Source organism: Agarilytica rhodophyticola (genome assembly GCF_002157225.2).
Taxonomy (GTDB): Bacteria; Pseudomonadota; Gammaproteobacteria; order Pseudomonadales; family Cellvibrionaceae; genus Agarilytica; species Agarilytica rhodophyticola.
In genome coordinates, this window is record NZ_CP020038.1 from 364737 (window position 1) to 382550 (window position 17814).

At 42.0% G+C, this 17814-nt stretch carries 11 protein-coding genes; 4 read left to right on the forward strand and 7 right to left on the reverse strand.

Going from position 1 to position 17814, the window contains the following annotated elements:
• Positions 1 to 108 precede the first annotated feature (108 nt).
• The 3 genes from BVC89_RS01570 to BVC89_RS01580 all read right to left on the reverse strand — a co-directional run bounded on the left by BVC89_RS01570 (position 109) and on the right by BVC89_RS01580 (position 4803).
• Positions 109 to 1497, reverse strand: a complete 1389-nt coding sequence (locus BVC89_RS01570; RefSeq protein WP_086929547.1) for an aminoacyl-tRNA deacylase and HDOD domain-containing protein — start codon at positions 1495 to 1497, stop codon at positions 109 to 111.
• 297 nt (positions 1498 to 1794) lie between these two features.
• Positions 1795 to 3876: an ATP-dependent DNA helicase RecG gene (gene recG, locus BVC89_RS01575; protein ID WP_086929548.1), complete on the reverse strand. Its 2082-nt coding sequence runs from the start codon at positions 3874 to 3876 to the stop codon at positions 1795 to 1797.
• A gap of 12 nt (positions 3877 to 3888) precedes the next feature.
• Entirely contained in the window at positions 3889 to 4803 is a 915-nt protein-coding gene (locus tag BVC89_RS01580; RefSeq protein ID WP_086929549.1) for a hydrogen peroxide-inducible genes activator, read from the reverse strand.
• A 61-nt stretch (positions 4804 to 4864) separates the two neighbouring features.
• On the opposite strand from BVC89_RS01580, the gene BVC89_RS01585 reads away from it, so the two are divergent.
• Positions 4865 to 5734, forward strand: coding sequence for an NAD-dependent epimerase/dehydratase family protein (locus BVC89_RS01585; RefSeq protein ID WP_086929550.1), 870 nt, complete (start codon positions 4865 to 4867; stop codon positions 5732 to 5734).
• Positions 5735 to 5928: 194 nt separating this feature from the next.
• Positions 5929 to 8214, forward strand: coding sequence for a hypothetical protein (locus tag BVC89_RS01590; protein ID WP_158657740.1), 2286 nt, complete (start codon positions 5929 to 5931; stop codon positions 8212 to 8214).
• A 27-nt stretch (positions 8215 to 8241) separates the two neighbouring features.
• On the opposite strand, the gene BVC89_RS01595 is transcribed toward BVC89_RS01590, so the two are convergent.
• The 4 genes from BVC89_RS01595 to BVC89_RS01610 all read right to left on the reverse strand — a co-directional run bounded on the left by BVC89_RS01595 (position 8242) and on the right by BVC89_RS01610 (position 14622).
• Complete coding sequence (locus tag BVC89_RS01595) at positions 8242 to 9795, reverse strand: tryptophan halogenase family protein (RefSeq protein WP_086929552.1); 1554 nt, start codon at positions 9793 to 9795, stop codon at positions 8242 to 8244.
• Positions 9796 to 9847: 52 nt separating this feature from the next.
• Entirely contained in the window at positions 9848 to 10504 is a 657-nt protein-coding gene (locus BVC89_RS01600) for a TIGR02466 family protein (protein WP_086929553.1), read from the reverse strand.
• Positions 10505 to 10558: 54 nt separating this feature from the next.
• On the reverse strand, positions 10559 to 11287 hold the full coding sequence (locus BVC89_RS01605; RefSeq protein WP_086929554.1) for a SapC family protein: 729 nt from the start codon (positions 11285 to 11287) through the stop codon (positions 10559 to 10561).
• A gap of 191 nt (positions 11288 to 11478) precedes the next feature.
• A complete protein-coding gene (locus BVC89_RS01610) occupies positions 11479 to 14622 on the reverse strand; it encodes a TonB-dependent receptor (RefSeq protein ID WP_245929282.1) in 3144 nt (1047 codons plus the stop codon).
• A 496-nt stretch (positions 14623 to 15118) separates the two neighbouring features.
• On the opposite strand from BVC89_RS01610, the gene BVC89_RS01615 reads away from it, so the two are divergent.
• Together BVC89_RS01615 and BVC89_RS01620 are read left to right on the forward strand one after the other, a co-directional pair.
• Positions 15119 to 16555 carry a sugar porter family MFS transporter gene (locus BVC89_RS01615; protein ID WP_086929556.1) on the forward strand — a complete coding sequence of 479 codons (1437 nt, stop codon included), beginning with the start codon at positions 15119 to 15121 and terminating at the stop codon, positions 16553 to 16555.
• Between the two features lie 112 nt (positions 16556 to 16667).
• Positions 16668 to 17702: a LacI family DNA-binding transcriptional regulator gene (locus BVC89_RS01620; RefSeq protein ID WP_086929557.1), complete on the forward strand. Its 1035-nt coding sequence runs from the start codon at positions 16668 to 16670 to the stop codon at positions 17700 to 17702.
• Positions 17703 to 17814 lie beyond the last annotated feature (112 nt).

A 17814-nucleotide genomic window follows, 5' to 3' on the forward strand; every position in this document is an offset into this window, starting at 1 on the left:
TGTAAAATTGATAGAGCTATAAGATCTAATAAACATAGCATTTAGAAAGGGTTCTGCTAACCCGCCATATAATTATGTCGGGTTAGTCAAAAAGTGAATTTTATAAATTCAACCTCGCATTTTCTCAGCAATTGAGTCTAGGTCATCGCAGGATTCAAGAATATTATCCACGGTAACTTTTGCCGTCTCATAATCGAGATAAAGATCATCGAGTAGGCTTTGAGGAATTTGGCTGCCTAAGGCATCACCGAAACCCGCGTTGGCCAATAAGTGCTGTGCGACGTAAACGAGCTTTGCGTATTGCTCATGTTCGCCAGAATATTCTGGATTAAATTTTTGTCTTAGAGCCGTGACCACTTCCTCCGGCATATTCCATGTATCTAGCAGCCAAGCAGATATTTGATTACTGGTGACGCCAATTGTGTACTGTTCGATAGCTGCAAGAGAAATATGTGGATTAGATAATCGAGTGCGTTTTATGGTCTCGAAATAAGGAGGAAATATCTCGGCCAAAACAAGGTAGCCAAAATTGTTTAGAAGGCCAGATAGATAAGCTAATCCGAAACTTGGCCTGTGTTTTCGATCAATACTAGTAATTAATCCTTCTACCGTGGCAGCGGTATATACAGCACCCTTCCAGTATTGGTCGATGTCCTGAGGGGTGAGTGTTTTCATCGATAGAGTTTTACCCAACGATAGACCCAACGCAAGGTTTAGTACCATGTCAAAACCTAAGACACGCACGATAGCATCGTGAACAGATTTAATCTTTCCTGGGGCAGAGTAATAAGGAGAAGATGCCCAACTGACAACCTGTGCCGCTAGGCTTGGGTCTACATCAACGATATTAGAGAGGTCACTAATGTCGGCATTTGGGTCTGCACGTAGCTTAATAATACGTTGGGCGGTTTCTGGTAGTGGCGGTAACTCCAAAGTTTCTTGTAACCTTGAGCGGATACGTCTTTCAGTAAATTTCTCAACAGATGTCAGAATTTGTTTTTCGTCTTCGCTGGCGTCGCTGATAATCGAAGGGGCTTTAACAGTAAAACTGCCTGTGTGCGCCGAACCGATTATGGCGACGAAATTCTCCTGACTTATTTCCAGTACATGCCCAAAATTTCCTGACTGTAGAATTAATTGATCTTTTGTTAATAGGGCTGAGGATACAAATGTCGGCATACCTAGCCAACGGGGGATTGCCGGGATAGTAGAAAATTCGTATTGATTTATGATGGGACGTAGTTGAGATGTCGGCACTGCCTCGAAGCGTCGATCGAATTGGCGAAACATAGCATCTAGATCGAGAATATGGTCGGAAGGTAATAACACTTGCACTCGGCCTTTGCTATCTTGAACAATAAGAGAGCTTACTAAACAGGGGGAGTCTTCGTTGCTTACAAGTGAGAGGTGGTGGTGATGATCCTCGTCTATTTGTGCAATATTGAAACTAACTTTTTGGCTTTCAAGCAGCTCGATTATGCTCGCTGGTACAGACACGTGCCTTCTCCTCTAATATAGAAACTGTCCCTTTCCATTGACGGGTAATTAAATATTTCCTTAGGAGCACCTCTATTAATAGAGCTACCCTTACGTTTAAATATAGACCGAGACGGGGAATTCGACAGAAATTACGCACTAATCTGTGGCGAATATCTGAGGTCAATAGCAATGCCCGCTAAGTTTTAGATTGAGTTGTGTTATAAAAAAAATAAATGCTCAAGTTGACGCATAAATGCCGGAAAGTGATGGAGCGTAATTTAACATGCGCGTTACTCGAGAGCCCTAATGAGGGCTTTAAACTTGGGCGTAGTTTTTGTTGTATCCGATCCAACGCTGAATGAGTTTGTCGCTTAATTCTTTGTCGACACAGAGATGCTCACCGATACGGTGAACCTCTGGAATCAAATTAGCGTGCTGCTGAGCATCTGCCAGACGATATTGCATATCCCCAGTTTGACGAGTACCTAGTAGCTCCCCCGGGCCGCGTATTTCCAAGTCTTTTTCCGCGATAACAAATCCGTCGTTCGACTCTCGCAACACTTGTAGGCGCTGTTTTGCATGCTGCGATAGCTTATCGCCATATAGCAAAACACAGTGGCTAGCCTCGCTACCGCGACCAACCCTACCGCGCAGTTGATGGAGCTGAGCGAGTCCTAGGCGCTCTGGGTTTTCGATAATCATCAGTGTTGCGTTGGGAACGTCGACACCTACTTCTATAACGGTGGTAGCGACTAGTAATTGACTTTCGCCCTTCTTAAAGCTCGCCATCACCATTTCTTTTTCCGCAGCCTTTAGACGCCCATGAACCATGGCAATGTTGAAGCCTGAAAGTGCCACCTTTAGTTGCTCCCAGGTTTGCTCGGCGTTGGCCGCTGACAGCGTTTCAGAGTCTTCTACTAAAGGACATACCCAATAGGCCTGAGTGCCTTTCTCACACGCGACTCTGATACGTTCAATAACATGAGCACGGCGACTTTGGCTCACTAGGGCTGTCTGTATTGGTTTACGGCCAGGCGGCAGTTCGTCAATAACAGAGTAATCCAGTTCTGAATATGCAGTCATAGCAAGCGTTCGTGGAATTGGAGTTGCCGTCATCACTAATTGGTGGGGGACTTCACCTAGGCGGCTTTTCTTGCGGAGACTTAATCGTTGGTCGACGCCAAAGCGGTGTTGCTCATCGATAATTGCAAGCCCCAGTTTAGCGAAGTCCACGTCTTCCTGAAACAGTGCGTGAGTGCCGACGATAATCTCTGCTTCTCCATCAGCAATGGTTTTAAGTGCATCCCGACGTTTTGCTGCTGTCAGCTTGCCAACGAGCCAGCAGATGCGCAGGCCAAGAGGCTCAAGCCATTGCTTAAAATTATTGAGGTGCTGTTCGGCAAGAATCTCGGTGGGTGCCACAATGGCTACTTGATAACCAGAAAAGGCAACGTTGAGCGCTGCTATGGCGGCCACTAAGGTTTTCCCCGAGCCGACATCTCCTTGTACCATTCTCAACATTGGTACGCCTTTGCTCAGATCCCGTTGAATCTCATCACAGACCCGCTGTTGGGCTCCGGTAAGGGAGAATGGCAGAGTACTTAGCAGGGCCGCCTTTTTATCTTGATGCACTTTAATAAGTGCTGCATGCTCTTGCTGGAACTGTTCTCTAAGTTGTTGCCTAACGAGGTAGTGCGCGAGTAGCTCTTCAAAAGCTAGGCGTTGCTGCGCAGGATGTTGGCCTGCCAGGATCTGTTCGACGCTTGCCTCAGGTGGCGGGAAATGAAGATACGCCAATGCACTGGCGAGAGTGTCCATACCGAACATCTGTTGGACTTCAGCAGGCAATAACTCTGATGGGCTGTAATCTTTAAGTAAATTGACTGCTTGCTCTGTAAGTGACCGGATACGAGATTGGCTTAAGCCATCCGTAAGGGGATACACAGGAGTTAATGCTTGTTCGCTTAGTTCTGTCTTACCACTATCGACGAACTCATATTCAGGGTGGTAAAACTCCAGACCACTAGATCCTAACCTGGGATCACCGTAGCAGCGTACTTGCCGCCCCTCTTCAAAGCTGTTTTTTTGACTCGCGTTGAAGTGGTAGAAACGCAGGCATGTAGTGCCACTGTTATCTTCGATGGTTACGGCTAAACTTCTGCGTTTGCCAAATACAATGTTGGTTTTTAACACCGCTCCTTGGACAACGACGCTAGTATTGGTGCGCAGCTGACTAATGGCTGTGATACGTGTCCTATCGAGATAGCGAAGAGGTAGGTGAAACAGCAAATCTTGAACACTATGAATGTCCAGCTTAGCGAGGACTTGCGCGAGCTTAGAACCTACACCTTTTAGCACCGTAACATCGATATTCGCCAATGTTGGTAGATTATTCATTGTATGTATGCGCTAACTTACTATGCCGCTATGGTCAATTGCTTCGCGGACGGCATCGATGGCTTGATGGCGTGGGAAACTAGCGCGCCAAGCAAGAGCAATTGTTCTGGTCGGTATTGGCGCAGTAAAAGAGCGAGTTACCAACAAATCTGACCAGGTATGATCGGCTTTGGCAGCAGATTCTGGAAGGATCGTAATCCCCAAGCCTGAAGCCACCATATACTTGAGCGTTTCCAGTGAGCTGCCCTCTGCCGCAGTTCGAATTTTTCCGCGAGGGTCATCGAGAGATGGTTTTAAATTTGGGCATGCCTCAATAACTTGATCTCGGAAACAATGGCCTTCGCCAAGAAGTAATACGTTATAGTCGTTGAGCTGATCTGGATGGATACTGGTTTCTTTGCTAAGGGGGTGATCTTTGTCCATCAATATTACGAAGTTTTCGTCGTAGAGTGATTGCGTGACCACATCTGCTTCCGTAAAAGGTAAGGCGATGATAATAGCATCAAGATCGCCGTGGCGGATGCGTTTTCGCAAGCTTGCGGTGTAGCTTTCTTCTATATAAAGAGGCATATCTTTAGCGACTTTTTGTAGCTCAGGTATCAGTCTAGGGAAGAGGTAAGGCCCAATGGTAAAGATAGCACCAATGTGGAAGGGACTGGTCAACTGATCTTTGCCCGAATTTGCAATATCACGTATGGTCGAAGCTTGCTCGATCACACGTTGTGCTTGCTCTACAACCTGCTCACCAATAGGTGTCGGGCTAACGCGAGTTTTAGAACGTTCGAAAAGGGTTGTATCGAGTTCTTCTTCAAGTTTTTTAACTGCGATGCTCAATGTTGGTTGGGAGACATTACAGCGATCAGCTGCACGGCCAAAATGTTGTTCTTGTGCGAGGGTCACAATGTAGCGAAGTTCTGTTAAAGTCATGGCAGAAAACTATTGAAATCGATATGTTAATAAATTTACTTTAAAGGGTATTCTAATTTTAATGGCAAACAAACATCTTTTTATAGGATTTGGTGAGATTGCCTCACTTTGTGCCTCACATCTTGTTGCTAATGGTGACAGTGTCGTAGGTATCGCACGCAGAACCAAACCAGTTGTTCCAGGTGTTACTTTATGGCAAGGCGATGTTCTAAGCCACCCTATCTTGCAACGTGTCAGTGAAAATTGCTTTGACTCGGCCATTATAACCATGACTCCCTCAAGTCGTGGGCCGGATGGATACCGGAGGGCATATTTTGATGTTGTCGATGTTTTGTTAAGGTTGTGGCGGAAAAATAATGCGCCAAAGCGAATTTTGTTTATCTCCAGTACCAGTGTATACGGGCAATCTGATGATGAAGTGGTGAATGAAGACAGTCTGACTGAGCCTAAAAGCGAAACGGCAAAAGTCTTACTTGAAACTGAACAATTGCTTCTCGACAGTGGCTTAAAATCCACAATAATTCGTTTTTCTGGTATTTACGGCCCAGGAAGAGACTACCTTTTGCGCCAAGTGAAAGACTTAAAAGGTGGAGACGATACCTACACCAACCGTATCCATATCGAAGATTGTTGTGGGGTGATATGTCACTTACTCGCTACGGATGTAGATAAACTGGATTCTGTTTATCTAGCTTCTGACCATGAGCCAGTAAAAAGTCGTGAAATAAGAACTTGGCTAGCTGCCAGGATGAATATAGGCAGTGAACAGCTAGTCACACAAACTAGTAGCAGAGGTGGTAATAAACAATGCGATAATAGCAAGCTTCTAAAAAGCGGTTACGTCTTTCGTTATCCATCTTACAAAGAAGGCTATGTCGATGCGGTTAAAGTCTTTCTGGGTACTAACATCAAAGAAAATAATGAGTTTTAATATAGGCAAACGAGCTCAATTTTTTAGGGATTGTTAAGACTAAATAATTTAATCTTATGCTAGTGCTGTTAGCATTTAAGCCTACAGCCATCTAAATCTAATTGTTAGAATAATACATATTTTTATCGTCATAAATTCTCCGAACATTTTCCATAATTTAAAGACATATCAGTTAATAAATCCTATAGCTGAGTATGATGATGACATCTATTAGTAATTACCTTCCTGCAAGAACTGCTAGCTTTTCAGCGGCGGGGTCTTCTTCAAATCAAAGTGTGGCTAAAAATGAACAAGCTATTGTTAGTGATCTGATTCGCGATATAAGACATGGCAATCACCTTACGCTTGATCAAAATATATTTTCTAGATTGTTGCCGCCCAAAGAACAATTCGCTCAATCAGATCCTCAAAAAGTTTGGGAAGGGTTTAATGAAGAGTTATTAACTTCTGTGCTCGAGGCAATGAATGAAGGTCGTGTTGATTCTATTGTTGATACAGAAGGAAACACTCATAAGAAATTGGCAATGAGTGATTTTTGTAGAAAACTTTATCAAAAAAGTGAGGATCTTCATAAGTCGAAAACTATTGAAGCTTCTATGGAAAAAACACTAGCTAAACATTCTGCGGCAGATAAAAAAATAGTTCAGGACTTTGTTTCTCAGTCAGTAGATTTTATTTCATCTAATAGTAGTAATGCTAGAAAAATTTTACAAAATAAAATCGATAACGGAGAAATTCCACAGTCATTACAGCAGCCTATTGAAGATTTTCTAGCTGATGTTGAAAGCAGTATGCCGAAAGTTATTAGCGATATAAAAAAGGATATGGCTCAAAGAAGAGCAGAACTAGGTGAGCCTTGCGCACATGGGCAGGTTGCCATTACTACTTGTTCTGCCGGTGGTGCCCATAAATCTATTGCTAAAGATTTAAAAGGACAATTTGATCAGAGAGGTATTGAGTCACAATTAATTAATGAAACAGATCTTTATCTTAATGATGGGCTCTCTAAAACTACGGGTATAGCATTCGGACATATTTATAACGAAATTATTCAAAAGCGAGATAATCCTGGATACGGTGAGAATTTGAGGAAACTATCTGCTCACTTAAATGATTATATTCCTGATGACAGGATTGATATCTTAAGATATAAAGTAGGTGATGCTGAAAAGATTATTTCTACTAATCATTATGGCCATAATCAGCGTTTAGCTTCTGAGAGTACAGAGGAAGGAAAAATGAACCAGGTAACCTGGATTCTCTGTGATTATGGGCGTTTCACTACAAGGCTTGAAAATAAAATTAAAGCAATGATGGATAATAAGCTCGAAGGCTTTCGATTCTCCACGCCTGATCCTGATATCTTTTTAGCCTATGGCCAGTCTGATGAGCATAATCTTCTGGTGTCAGGAGAATCTGATAAATCAAAAGCAATGTTTCAGCACTTATCTCAACTGCTTCAGCAGGCTGAAAAAAAGAGGCCTCAGTCAACTGCTGGTGCTCGTATTTCTCCGGATAAAGGTGAGCTTTTTGTTTCTAACGACCTGAGAGATCAGTTTAATAAGTTAATTACTAAATCTTCTTATCCGGTAGACGATTCTTTTTCTTCATCCATCGATAAAAAAGGTATTGAAAGCATAAAAAATCACTATGGTATTCCTGTGGAGTCAAAGTTAGTAACGATTTCGATGGGCGCTCAAGGAGTAGGAGGAGAAATAGAAGCTTATATTCGTGCCTTTGTCGACGATGCAAAAAAGCAGCTGGAAATGAACCCGCAGAGCGAGCTACCTAATGTGAGTATTATGGCACTTTGCGGCAAGAATACACAGCTTGCTAATAGTGTTGTTAATGCTTTTAATGAATCAATAGAAGCAATTGATAATGAATCTATAAAAGAAAGTGTCGTCAATGCTTTTTCTATTAAACCTCAAGGTTGGGTTCAATCTGGTAAGCCGATGGCTGAATTAATGAAAGCATCAGACTTGTTTGTATCAAAGCCAGGCGGACGCACCGTCGCTGAGCTTGAAAGTTCTAAAACTCCAACTTCGCTTAAAGTTTTGCCTTCTCACTTTTGGGAGTTTGGTAACGTTGCATTTATGAAAGAACAGGGTTTGGCGAGTACTACCGATGATGGACAACCGCTTCAGCAGCTAAAAGATGCAATAAATACTCGTGAAAATCAGCATAAATTAGCAGAAAACTCTCAAAAAATTGATAAACTAAAATATCAAATTTTAGAGCTTTATCAACAATATGGTCAGTTAATTGAACATGGTCTAGATCACCCAGAAGCCAAAGACTGTGCGGACTCTATTAAAGAGCTCCAGCAACAACTCGACAAACTGGAATCTGGGCCTAAGCAAGCTTCTTCCTTGGCAGGCATAGCACCTTCAAATCACTTTGCCCGAAGTGTTGTCAAAAAGATTGCCCAGGAATCTATTGAAAAAATGTTGAAAAAGCGTTTGGAGGTCAATGCCTAGGGCTTTTTAATAGGCTCTAGCTTGCTATTAAATCCTCTGCAAACCGTGCAGCTTTATTTTATTTATAAGCTCTCTATTATTGGGGAGCTTGCTACAAAATAATTGAGCGTTTTTTTTGTTGCGTGCAAATTGCTCTTCGGCAAATTGAACATTGTGAGATGTCATCCCGTGGAAGCTTGGTTTAGTTTTAAAGCCCATGCCATAGAGCACATACTGATAACTTGCGGAAGGAAATACTTCGTCTTTTTGTGTGAAATCATCTTGCCAGGGATAATGAAAGCGCCACATCTCAATGAGTTCTTGTAGGCTATCAGGGATGGACTTTGGATCGCAGTTTTCGATCCAGAAGTCGCTGTCTCGGCGCTGGCTTAAACAATAATGTAGTTTCAAAAAGTCGATAATTCTATCCCAACGATATTGGCAGCGTTCATTAAACCGTTTAGCGACAATATCCATAGAATCTCTATCTGGGGGGAGCTGCTGAGCAATTAGTCTGGCTGATAACTCTACTAACACTAGTGATGATGCCTCTAAAGGTTCTAGAAAACCTGCAGATAAACCGACGGCGACAACATTGTTTTGCCAAAATTTTTGTCGGTGGCCTGAATTTATTGAGATTTTACGCAGATCGTAATTATCAATATCCTTAACCCTTGGTCTTAAGTAGTCTCTTAGTTGCAGTTCTGCTTCGGCTTGGCTTATATGTGCGCTTGAATAGACATGGCCAACACCACGGCGACTGACCAAGCCTATATCCCAAATCCAACCAGCGGTTTGTGCTGTCGATATTGTGTGAGAGGCGATAGGTGTATCATCTGTTTCATAGGGAGCGTGCACAGCGAGCGCAGTATCGACGAAGAGTATGTCCTTACAATCTTTGAAGGGAACCTTGTAATGTTCGCCCAGTAAAAGTGATTTAAAGCCTGTACAATCTACGAAAAGATCCCCTTCTATTTGTATTCCTTGTTGTGTTTCAAGGGAGCTGATATCTCCATTCTCTGTAGTATTGACGGTGCTGGTATCGGCTAAAATATGCTTAACCCCAAGTTTTTCAACACAGTGCTTTTGGACAAATTTGGAGAATTTTCCTGCATCTAAGTGATAAGCATAATTGGCAACACTGGCGTATTCTGGCGTTGTTATTTGTTTGGGGGCTAATCCTTGTTCACATATATGGCTTTGTGAACACACGGCATCAGCAAAGGATACCCCTTCGTTATTTTGTTGCCAGTGTGGAACCAAATTGCCACTAACAAAACCCTGCGGCAGTTCGAGGGGATGATAGTAAAAGTCGTCGTCTGCTCCAGTGACCCAGCGAGCAAATTTAGCCCCTTGCTTAAAGGTGGCGTCACATTCACGAATAAAGTCTGTCTCAAATATGCCCATATTTTTGAGCGTAGTTCGCATCGTAGGCCAAGTACCTTCGCCAACACCAATGGTGGGAACATTGGGGGATTCTACTAATGTGACCGAAATAGGATCTTGTGTGCTGTTCTCAAATTGCTTAGCGATAGTGCCTGCTGTTATCCAGCCTGCCGTGCCGCCGCCGACAATAACAATTTTACGAATTGGCTTTCCCATAGCGATAGACTCTCTTGTTAATTTTACTTTTAGTAATTTTTCTTAGTACCCACTAATTTAAAATTTGATACACCGAGTTTAATCGTTCTGGCATAAGATTAAATGAAAAGCTCAGGCGATTATTTGTTCTATTGTTACTGTAACCATGGGCTAGGCGTGAAGGCCAAAACAAGCATTCCCCCTGCTTTACACTAATTTCAACTTGTGTGAAATGATATTGCAAACCGTGTTCATTGTGTTTTTGCACTGCTTGATCGAATAGCTCGTTGTGCAATGAGCCCGTGGTTAAAGGATGATAAAATGTTATGGATGTTTCTTTATCTGTATTCAAGTAGAGGGTGCCACTTAGCAGACTATTAGCATGAGCATGTTTTGTTTGAGAAGCTCCCGCTTGTGCAAGGTTGAACCAGGCGCTCACCAACTTCATTGCTCCTGATCGTTTGTAATTTAGCAAGTCGTGGTAAACAAAACCCGCCGATTCCTCTATCCACCTTTTCAGCCAACTAAGCTCTGGGTAGGTTGAAAATACGTTAGAGTCGTTATGATAATGAGTTAAATTATCTGTATTACTGGCTGTATTTGTCTGCGCCTGTGATAAGTTTTGGACTCTAGAAAAGAATAGCTCGCGTACTTCTTCGGACCTATCTAATTTAAGTTTGATTAGTGGAACCGAAAATAAACCTAAAGATTCCCATCGATACTGTGTCATATACTTTCACACTGTTTTTTTAATTATTTTTATAATTATTTTTATAATCAGTTTTTAATTAACTTTAACAGATTTTAGCTGTTGATTTTTTTTGTGAATCATTATTTGAATCTGCGACAGTGACGCCATCATGGTATAGATAAATCTTAGATAATCTTTCTGATGTAAAATGCTTAGCTGATCGGTATCTATCTTCTTTAAGGCCTCTTCATCGATGGTATATAAACCATTAACCTCACAGCGAGAATTGTCATCTAAAGTAATGCTTAGGCGCATAGGCATGATCAATTCTAAGGAAGCCAAATGATGTATGAACTCTTTGGTTTTTTCATCTCCCTGGTATAGAGTTGCCAATATTGAACTCACATTCTGTAGCAGTTGAGATTGTTGTCCATTCTCATCAAACACACCTATGCCTTTTTCCTGTCCCACACTGGGATGATCCATGTCCACACATACACTTAAATGTGAGTCATCATTGCCTTCGCCAAACCCTAAATAAAATGGCTGACGAGACAGGTTTAGCGGGGCATGAATTGCATTCAGTACACCTTTATCAATAAATAAGTTTTCATCTTCAGCGAAACCCATTAGTGCTGCACATATGAAGTTCCCCGACTCACTGTTTTTGGCTAATACTAGAGGGTATTGTCCACAAAGTTGCCGAAATTCTTCGACTATGACTGGAATCAACTGAGTATTGGATTGTTGTACCAAACAATAGTCAGGATCGATTTTAAGATTTCTGTGGCTCACATCATTAATTGCAACCAGCTTTGTCATTATATTTTCTCCAATGATGTCTGAGAAACGATTAACCTATGCTAATCCTCTAATCGCTGCTCCATAATCCGATCTGTTCCCACTTGATAAGAACAAAAAAGGGCTCTTTATGAGCCCTTGTTCACGTTCTTTATCATTTAAATATATCTATTAATCTAGTATTTGTTTATACCGCGTTAATAGTAAAGTTACTAGAAAGTTGCACGTAAACCAAGTGACCAGCGAGCGCCAGTGTCGTCAGCTAGCAAGAATTGGTTGCTATAACGACCATGTTTTAACAATATCTCTTCGGTGATGTTGATACCTTCAAAGAATACAGTTAAGGAATCGTTGATATCATAGCTACCACTAAGATCCCACTGATGATAATCGTCAACAAAGGTTGGCCCGCTGCCTTGAATTTGTGTGAGCGACTGCAAGAAGCCTTCACGATTATTCCAAGCCAAACGAATTTGGAATGGGCCTTTTTCGTAGAAGCCTACAATATTTTGCGAATCACTTAGGCCTGTTACTGCAAAACTTTGACTTAAATCGTTTACATTTAGATCCGAATCACTATCAACCACAGTCAAGTTAGCTAATATACCAAAACCTGTTTCACCGAAGTTATGCTGGATAGCAAGTTCAAAACCGTCAACAACCGCATCTTCACCATTATTTGGAGTTGTAAAGTCAAATAATGCTATGCCATCACTATCATCTAGACCATTAGGGTCTGTGCCTTGTGGGCTTGATGGATCGCGTACAGGTTGCCCACTACTTGGACTGGTAAATTGGAAGCTATCTTGCCTTGTGTTGCTAACAATAAAGTTGGTGACATCTTTGCGGAAGTAACCAGCAGAAATATAGTCAGCATCTCCGTAATACCATTCGAATGACAAATCTAAATTAGTCGATTCTAGTGGTTCCAGCTCAGGATTACCTGAAGATGCTCTAAAATCGCCACCTTGGCGAGTGGTTTGAATAGTAATGCCTGGAGATAATTGAAGTAGCGCGGGTCGTGTAATAGTTTTCGATACTGCAAAACGGCTAACAATAGTGTCACTTAGATCAAATTTTATATCCAAGTTTGGCAGGAAGTGATTGTAGCTATTATTAACGCGAATTGGCTCCAAGGGACCATTAATCTGACCTAGCTCTGTTTGGTCGAGTATATTTAAGCTCTCTAGAGTAGTATTTGTTCCGTTTATATCAACATCAGTTGTTTCATAGCGCAAGCCTAGATGAGCGCTCATTGGAATGTTGCCTATATCTTGCTGGTATTCAAACTTCACATAAGTAGCAAAAATTTCTTCATTGACCACAAAAGAGGTGCCTGAAGCTTCAGCATCTAAGTTACCACCGGTAGCAGTTTCGATAAAGTTAAAGGCTGCTTCTTGATCAAAACGGAGCCATTGGTTGGGAATATTGCTCGCGCCACTTAAATCACTTAAGAAGTCGCCGCCAGCATTGAGTACCGAAAATAAATCCAAGGGGATATTAATTGGGGCGCCAGTTGGACCATCGGCTGTTTGGACACGATCAAAATAGCCACAGGTAACACAATGACGGCCACCAATTTCATTAGTGACAAATGTATTCGACTTTGACTGGTCGCTATATAAAACGCCAAACTTTGCGCTGATCAATCCCTTATCGTTATCGAAGCTCCAATCGCCATCCACTTTAAACTGATCAATTTCGTCATCGATGACACTACCACGTCTCAAATTTACATGTGAGCGCACCGTTGAGGGGTCTAGATAATTGCCGCGGCCGATAGGCTCACTGACATCGATAGTATTGCGTGGTGTGCCTGCAGCTATTTGACGCAGTTCGAAATTCTGTTGTTCGTTAAAGTAATTGGGGTTTGCCTCTTGGAAACCACTCAGACCTGGCAGGAGGTTACCCTGAGTATGGTCAAAAACGACATTATCCAAAAAACCGAAAATGATCAGTGGGTTGGTATTACCCTTAGAATCATTTAGCTCGCTGCTCGATTTTGAATAATCAAAGGCGAGTTGAAAATTGTCATTCACTTGCCATTTAGCATTCAAGCCAGCTGAGATTGTTTCTGATGGACGGCCAATGTCACGCGCACCGAAATCAGTTGCGCCGTTGTCTTGTAAAAAGTTAACAACAGTGCCATTAGAATCCACAGTTATAGGATTTTCAGCTGTGTTACTAAAATCCGATGAGGTAAACCAATGCCCTAGGGAGCTACCTTTGGATTCCACATCAAATTTTGAATAGAGAACATCTGCAGTTAGCTCTAACGAATCATTGGGTGCAAATTGTAAAACTAAGTTACCACCCGTTCGGGTGCGGTCTTCAGCAATAACTCGTTGCTCATAGTTTCGTGGTACAAAAGTATTTGCTGTAGTTGGAGTATACCCTTCACGTTTTGACGCGATATTCGTATTAGCAATCCAGCCTTCGATTGCAGCTTGTTCACGCTGGGTTTCCCGTTCTTGGTGAGAGAAAGAAAGTAACGCTCCGAACTTTCCATCGGCAAAGGTATTGCTGATTAAGCCTGAAATCTGTGGGGAAGTTTCTGAGCTGTTACTGTCATACAGGCCTTTGACGCTACCGGCAAACTTAAATTCGTCAATATCTAACGGTTTTGCCGTTTTAATATTGATTGTTGAACCAATGCCTCCTGATTGTAGGCTGGCGTTGGCCGTTTTATTTACCTCGACACCGCTAACAAGTTCAGAAGCAAGTAAGTCGAAGCTGAATTCGCGCCCAGGGTTGTCAGAGGGCATTTGGCGGCCATTAACCAGAACCGTATTAAATTCTGGCCCGAATCCGCGCACGGTCACGAATTGGCCTTCACCACCGGATCTGTCGATGGATACACCTGATATACGTTGTAGTGATTCGGCTAAGTTAGTATCGGGAAATTTACCAATGTCTTCAGATGAAATGGCATCTACAACGCCGCTAGCTTCTCGTTTGATATCTGCTGCTCGTTGTAAACTTCCCCTAATCCCTAAGACCAGGACTTCTTCTTCTTGTAATGAGGCAGAGCCGTCTTGTGCTGCGGCGCCATTGATTGAGTATGCTGTTGATGATATCGCCAGAATTGCTGCTGACAATTTGCTCAGCTTGTGCATAGTCTCTGTTCCTCCAGAGTGTGATTTCGTTATTAGTATTTTTATTTGTCCGTTGTCACCCACTGATACTTGCAACGCGGTACCTCTAAGAAGGTGATCCAACCCTTCTTGCAGCGTGTACCATCCGTTTACTGCATTAGCCCATCTTTGTTTTGCCCCATCAAATGGGAAAATTAACGTTTTGTTGGTTTGTTCAGCAACTTCGGTGAGCGCAAGATCAGCTCGTTGCCGAGGAATCATGAAACGAAACTTCTCATTTTTTGTTGAATCGTTTGGTCTAGCCTGTGCTGATGTATTTGTAATTAAAAAAATGAAAACGATTACAAAAAAATGCGAAAAGAAAAACTTTTCATTCTCCTCAAACGCCAGAATATTCCTGGCATATCTAGCAGACGAACCACCTTTCATTTTCCACCAATAAATTTTGAAATTTTTTTCAAAATTGTGTTAAAAAAATGCGAGTGCGCTGCCACTTTAACCTCTTTTCACAAAGAGATAAACAGTATTTTTTAAAATGCCAACTGACTTTAACGATTTAAAAGGTACTTTCCTCTATGCAATGTGTTGAATTAGATGCTTTTTTTAAAAAAAACTTTAAATTTGTACAGAACTCTTTTCTTGTCAAAGAAAAACAGGCATAACAGCACCTCAAAACAAATAAAGGCTGCCTCATAACAATGAGCAGTCCACTAATAAGCCCGAGCTTTCTCTGGCATTAAATCATTGGAGTATTTCTATGTCGTCGGTAAACATAACCGCAGAAGCTGAATTACCTTCTGAGCAAGCGAACACAGCATTTATTATTTTAGTTAGTTGCATTGCAACAATTGGTGGCTTTCTATTTGGTTTTGATAGTGGTGTGATTAATGGCACCCAAAAGGGGTTAGAGTCAGCGTTTAACTCAAGTAGCGTAGGCACTGGTTTTAATGTGGCTGTTATGTTGCTCGGTTGTGCTGCAGGTGCGTTTTGTGCCGGTAGTTTAGCGGATCGATTTGGCCGCAAAAAACTCCTTATTGTTTCTGCTTTATTTTTTATTATTTCAGCATGGGGATCAGGTATAGCGGGTTCAGCTGGGATTTTTATTTTTTATCGAGTATTAGGTGGCATTGGTGTCGGGGCCGCAAGTGTAATGGCTCCAGCTTATATAAGTGAAATTGCTCCATCAGAGTATCGTGGCCGGTTAACGACAGTTCAGCAAGTAGCAATTATTAGCGGTTTATTTATCGCTTTTTTAAGTAATTATTTAATTGCAGGTGCTGCAGGCTCTTCTGAAAGCGAATTTATGCTGGGTTATGCTGCATGGCGTTGGATGTTCTGGGTTGAGCTAATGCCTGCTACTCTCTTTTTCGTTTTGTTATTGCTTATTCCTGAAAGCCCTCGTTTTCTTGTCGCATCAGGCAAGAAAGATGAAGCGATAAGTACATTGGGCCGTTTGTATGGTACAAACGCGGCGCAACAAAAGTATCAAGAAATAGATAGTTCTCTTGCAGCAGACCATCACCGTCCACAGCTCAAAGACTTAATTGATCCAACAACTTCTAAAGTTCGACGTATTGTTTGGGTCGGTATTGGCTTAGCCGTTTTGCAGCAATTGGTGGGAATTAATGTTGTTTTCTACTATGGCGCTGTACTTTGGCAGTCAGTTGGATTTTCTGAAAGTGACTCTTTGCTAATTAATGTTATCTCTGGCCTGGTTAGCATTGGAGCCTGTTTAATCACGATTGGACTGATTGATCGTATTGGTCGTAAGCCATTGCTGTGGATAGGTTCAGCCGGTATGGCGCTTACGCTTACTATTATCAGTGTCACCTTTGCTATGGCTGCTATTAATAGCGATGGCGAGTTGAATTTAACTGATGCAGAGGGGCTAGTTGCTTTAGTTTCTGCGAATTTGTACGTATTCTTCTTTAATGCTTCCTGGGGTCCGATTATGTGGGTTATGTTAGGGGAAATGTTCTCTAATCAGATTCGAGGATCGGGTTTAGCGGTTGCAGGTCTTTTCCAGTGGGGAGCTAACTTTGCAATTACTATGACTTTCCCAATATTTTTGGGATCAATAGGTTTAGGCCTGACATACGGTTTCTATGCGGCTTTTGCATTTATCTCAATTTTCTTTGTACTTAAATATGTCAATGAAACAAAAGGAATTGAATTAGAGGATATGCCTGATTAATATCAGATAAATGTAAAGGTGCCCTTAACTAAGCTGTATGGCTTTAATCGGGTTTAGTTAAGGTCTAGTATATAAAGTAAATTTACTTAAAATCTTTCACTTGTAGAATACGATGGCTGAAGTATTAATTAATGATGTAGCAAAACTGGCTGGTGTGTCGATCGCCACTGTATCTCGTTGCATTAACTCGCCACATCAAGTTCGCCCCAGAACACGAGAAAAAGTCGAAAAAGCCATCGCTGCCACTAATTATTCGCCTAATACCTTAGCGAGAGATTTTCGCCGTGGTAAAACTAAGATGATCATGGTGGTTATTCCTGGTGTTGGCGACCCATTTTTTACCTTGGTGATGAAAGGTATTCGCAGAACCGCCAGCTCAGAAGGGTACAGCTTACTTATTCACGAAAACGTGGGGAATAATATTAACGCTGACAAAATTAATGAGCTGATGGTTTCTAAACATGCAGATGGCATTATTTTGTTAGCGAGTGTTTCGCCTTTTGGTACAGAGCTCCTGTCCAGTGGCAACGATAGGCGTATTCCTATGGTCATCGGCTGCGAACTACTTTCTCCTGAACTCAATACCTTGCCCAATATTCATATTGATAATACAGCTGCAGCTGCTGAGGCGACCCAACATCTTATTGAGTTAGGTCACAGGCGTATTGCATTTATTTGCGGTGATCGAGATTCTCTACTTACGGCTGATCGACAGGCGGGGTACCAGTTGGCCATGCAACGGGCCAAACTTCATATGTTTGACGAATGGATTCGTGAAGGTGGAATGAGTATTGATGGCGCAAGGCGAGCGACTACAGAACTATTGGCCTTGCCTAATCCGCCGACAGCTATTTTCTGTGCTAATGATGAAATGGCTTTGGGATGTTTACATGAATTGCGCTCGTTAAATAAGTCAGTTCCGGAAGATATTTCCGTTGTGGGCTTTGATAATACCCGTTACGCAGAAGTTTCTAGCCCTCCGTTGACGACTATCCATCAGCCTGCTGAAACTATTGGTGAGCGCACCGTTCATCGTTTAATTGATGAAATTGGAAGAAACGCAAGTGAGCCTAAAGAGTCAATGTATGAAACTGTTCCTTACGAATTAGTCGTGAGACAATCGACAGCTAAGCCAAGGGGTGCCTAGCTTTAATAATTAAATAAAATAAATTTACTGTGCTAATATTAAGCCGTAACTTATAGAGCAATAACTTATTCTCAAATGTTGCTTGACTAGTATATGTAAACGTTTACAATTG

Excerpts from the sequence above, each read along its gene's own strand:
- recG (WP_086929548.1), bottom strand. The coding sequence starts at position 3,876 with ATGAATAATCTACCAACATTGGCGAATATCGATGTTACGGTGCTAAAA.
- BVC89_RS01580 (WP_086929549.1), bottom strand. The coding sequence starts at position 4,803 with ATGACTTTAACAGAACTTCGCTACATTGTGACCCTCGCACAAGAACAA.
- BVC89_RS01585 (WP_086929550.1), top strand. The coding sequence starts at position 4,865 with ATGGCAAACAAACATCTTTTTATAGGATTTGGTGAGATTGCCTCACTT.
- BVC89_RS01590 (WP_158657740.1), top strand. The coding sequence starts at position 5,929 with ATGATGATGACATCTATTAGTAATTACCTTCCTGCAAGAACTGCTAGC.
- BVC89_RS01595 (WP_086929552.1), bottom strand. The coding sequence starts at position 9,795 with ATGGGAAAGCCAATTCGTAAAATTGTTATTGTCGGCGGCGGCACGGCA.
- BVC89_RS01600 (WP_086929553.1), bottom strand. The coding sequence starts at position 10,504 with ATGACACAGTATCGATGGGAATCTTTAGGTTTATTTTCGGTTCCACTA.
- BVC89_RS01605 (WP_086929554.1), bottom strand. The coding sequence starts at position 11,287 with ATGACAAAGCTGGTTGCAATTAATGATGTGAGCCACAGAAATCTTAAA.
- BVC89_RS01610 (WP_245929282.1), bottom strand. The coding sequence starts at position 14,622 with ATGATTCCTCGGCAACGAGCTGATCTTGCGCTCACCGAAGTTGCTGAA.
- BVC89_RS01615 (WP_086929556.1), top strand. The coding sequence starts at position 15,119 with ATGTCGTCGGTAAACATAACCGCAGAAGCTGAATTACCTTCTGAGCAA.
- BVC89_RS01620 (WP_086929557.1), top strand. The coding sequence starts at position 16,668 with ATGGCTGAAGTATTAATTAATGATGTAGCAAAACTGGCTGGTGTGTCG.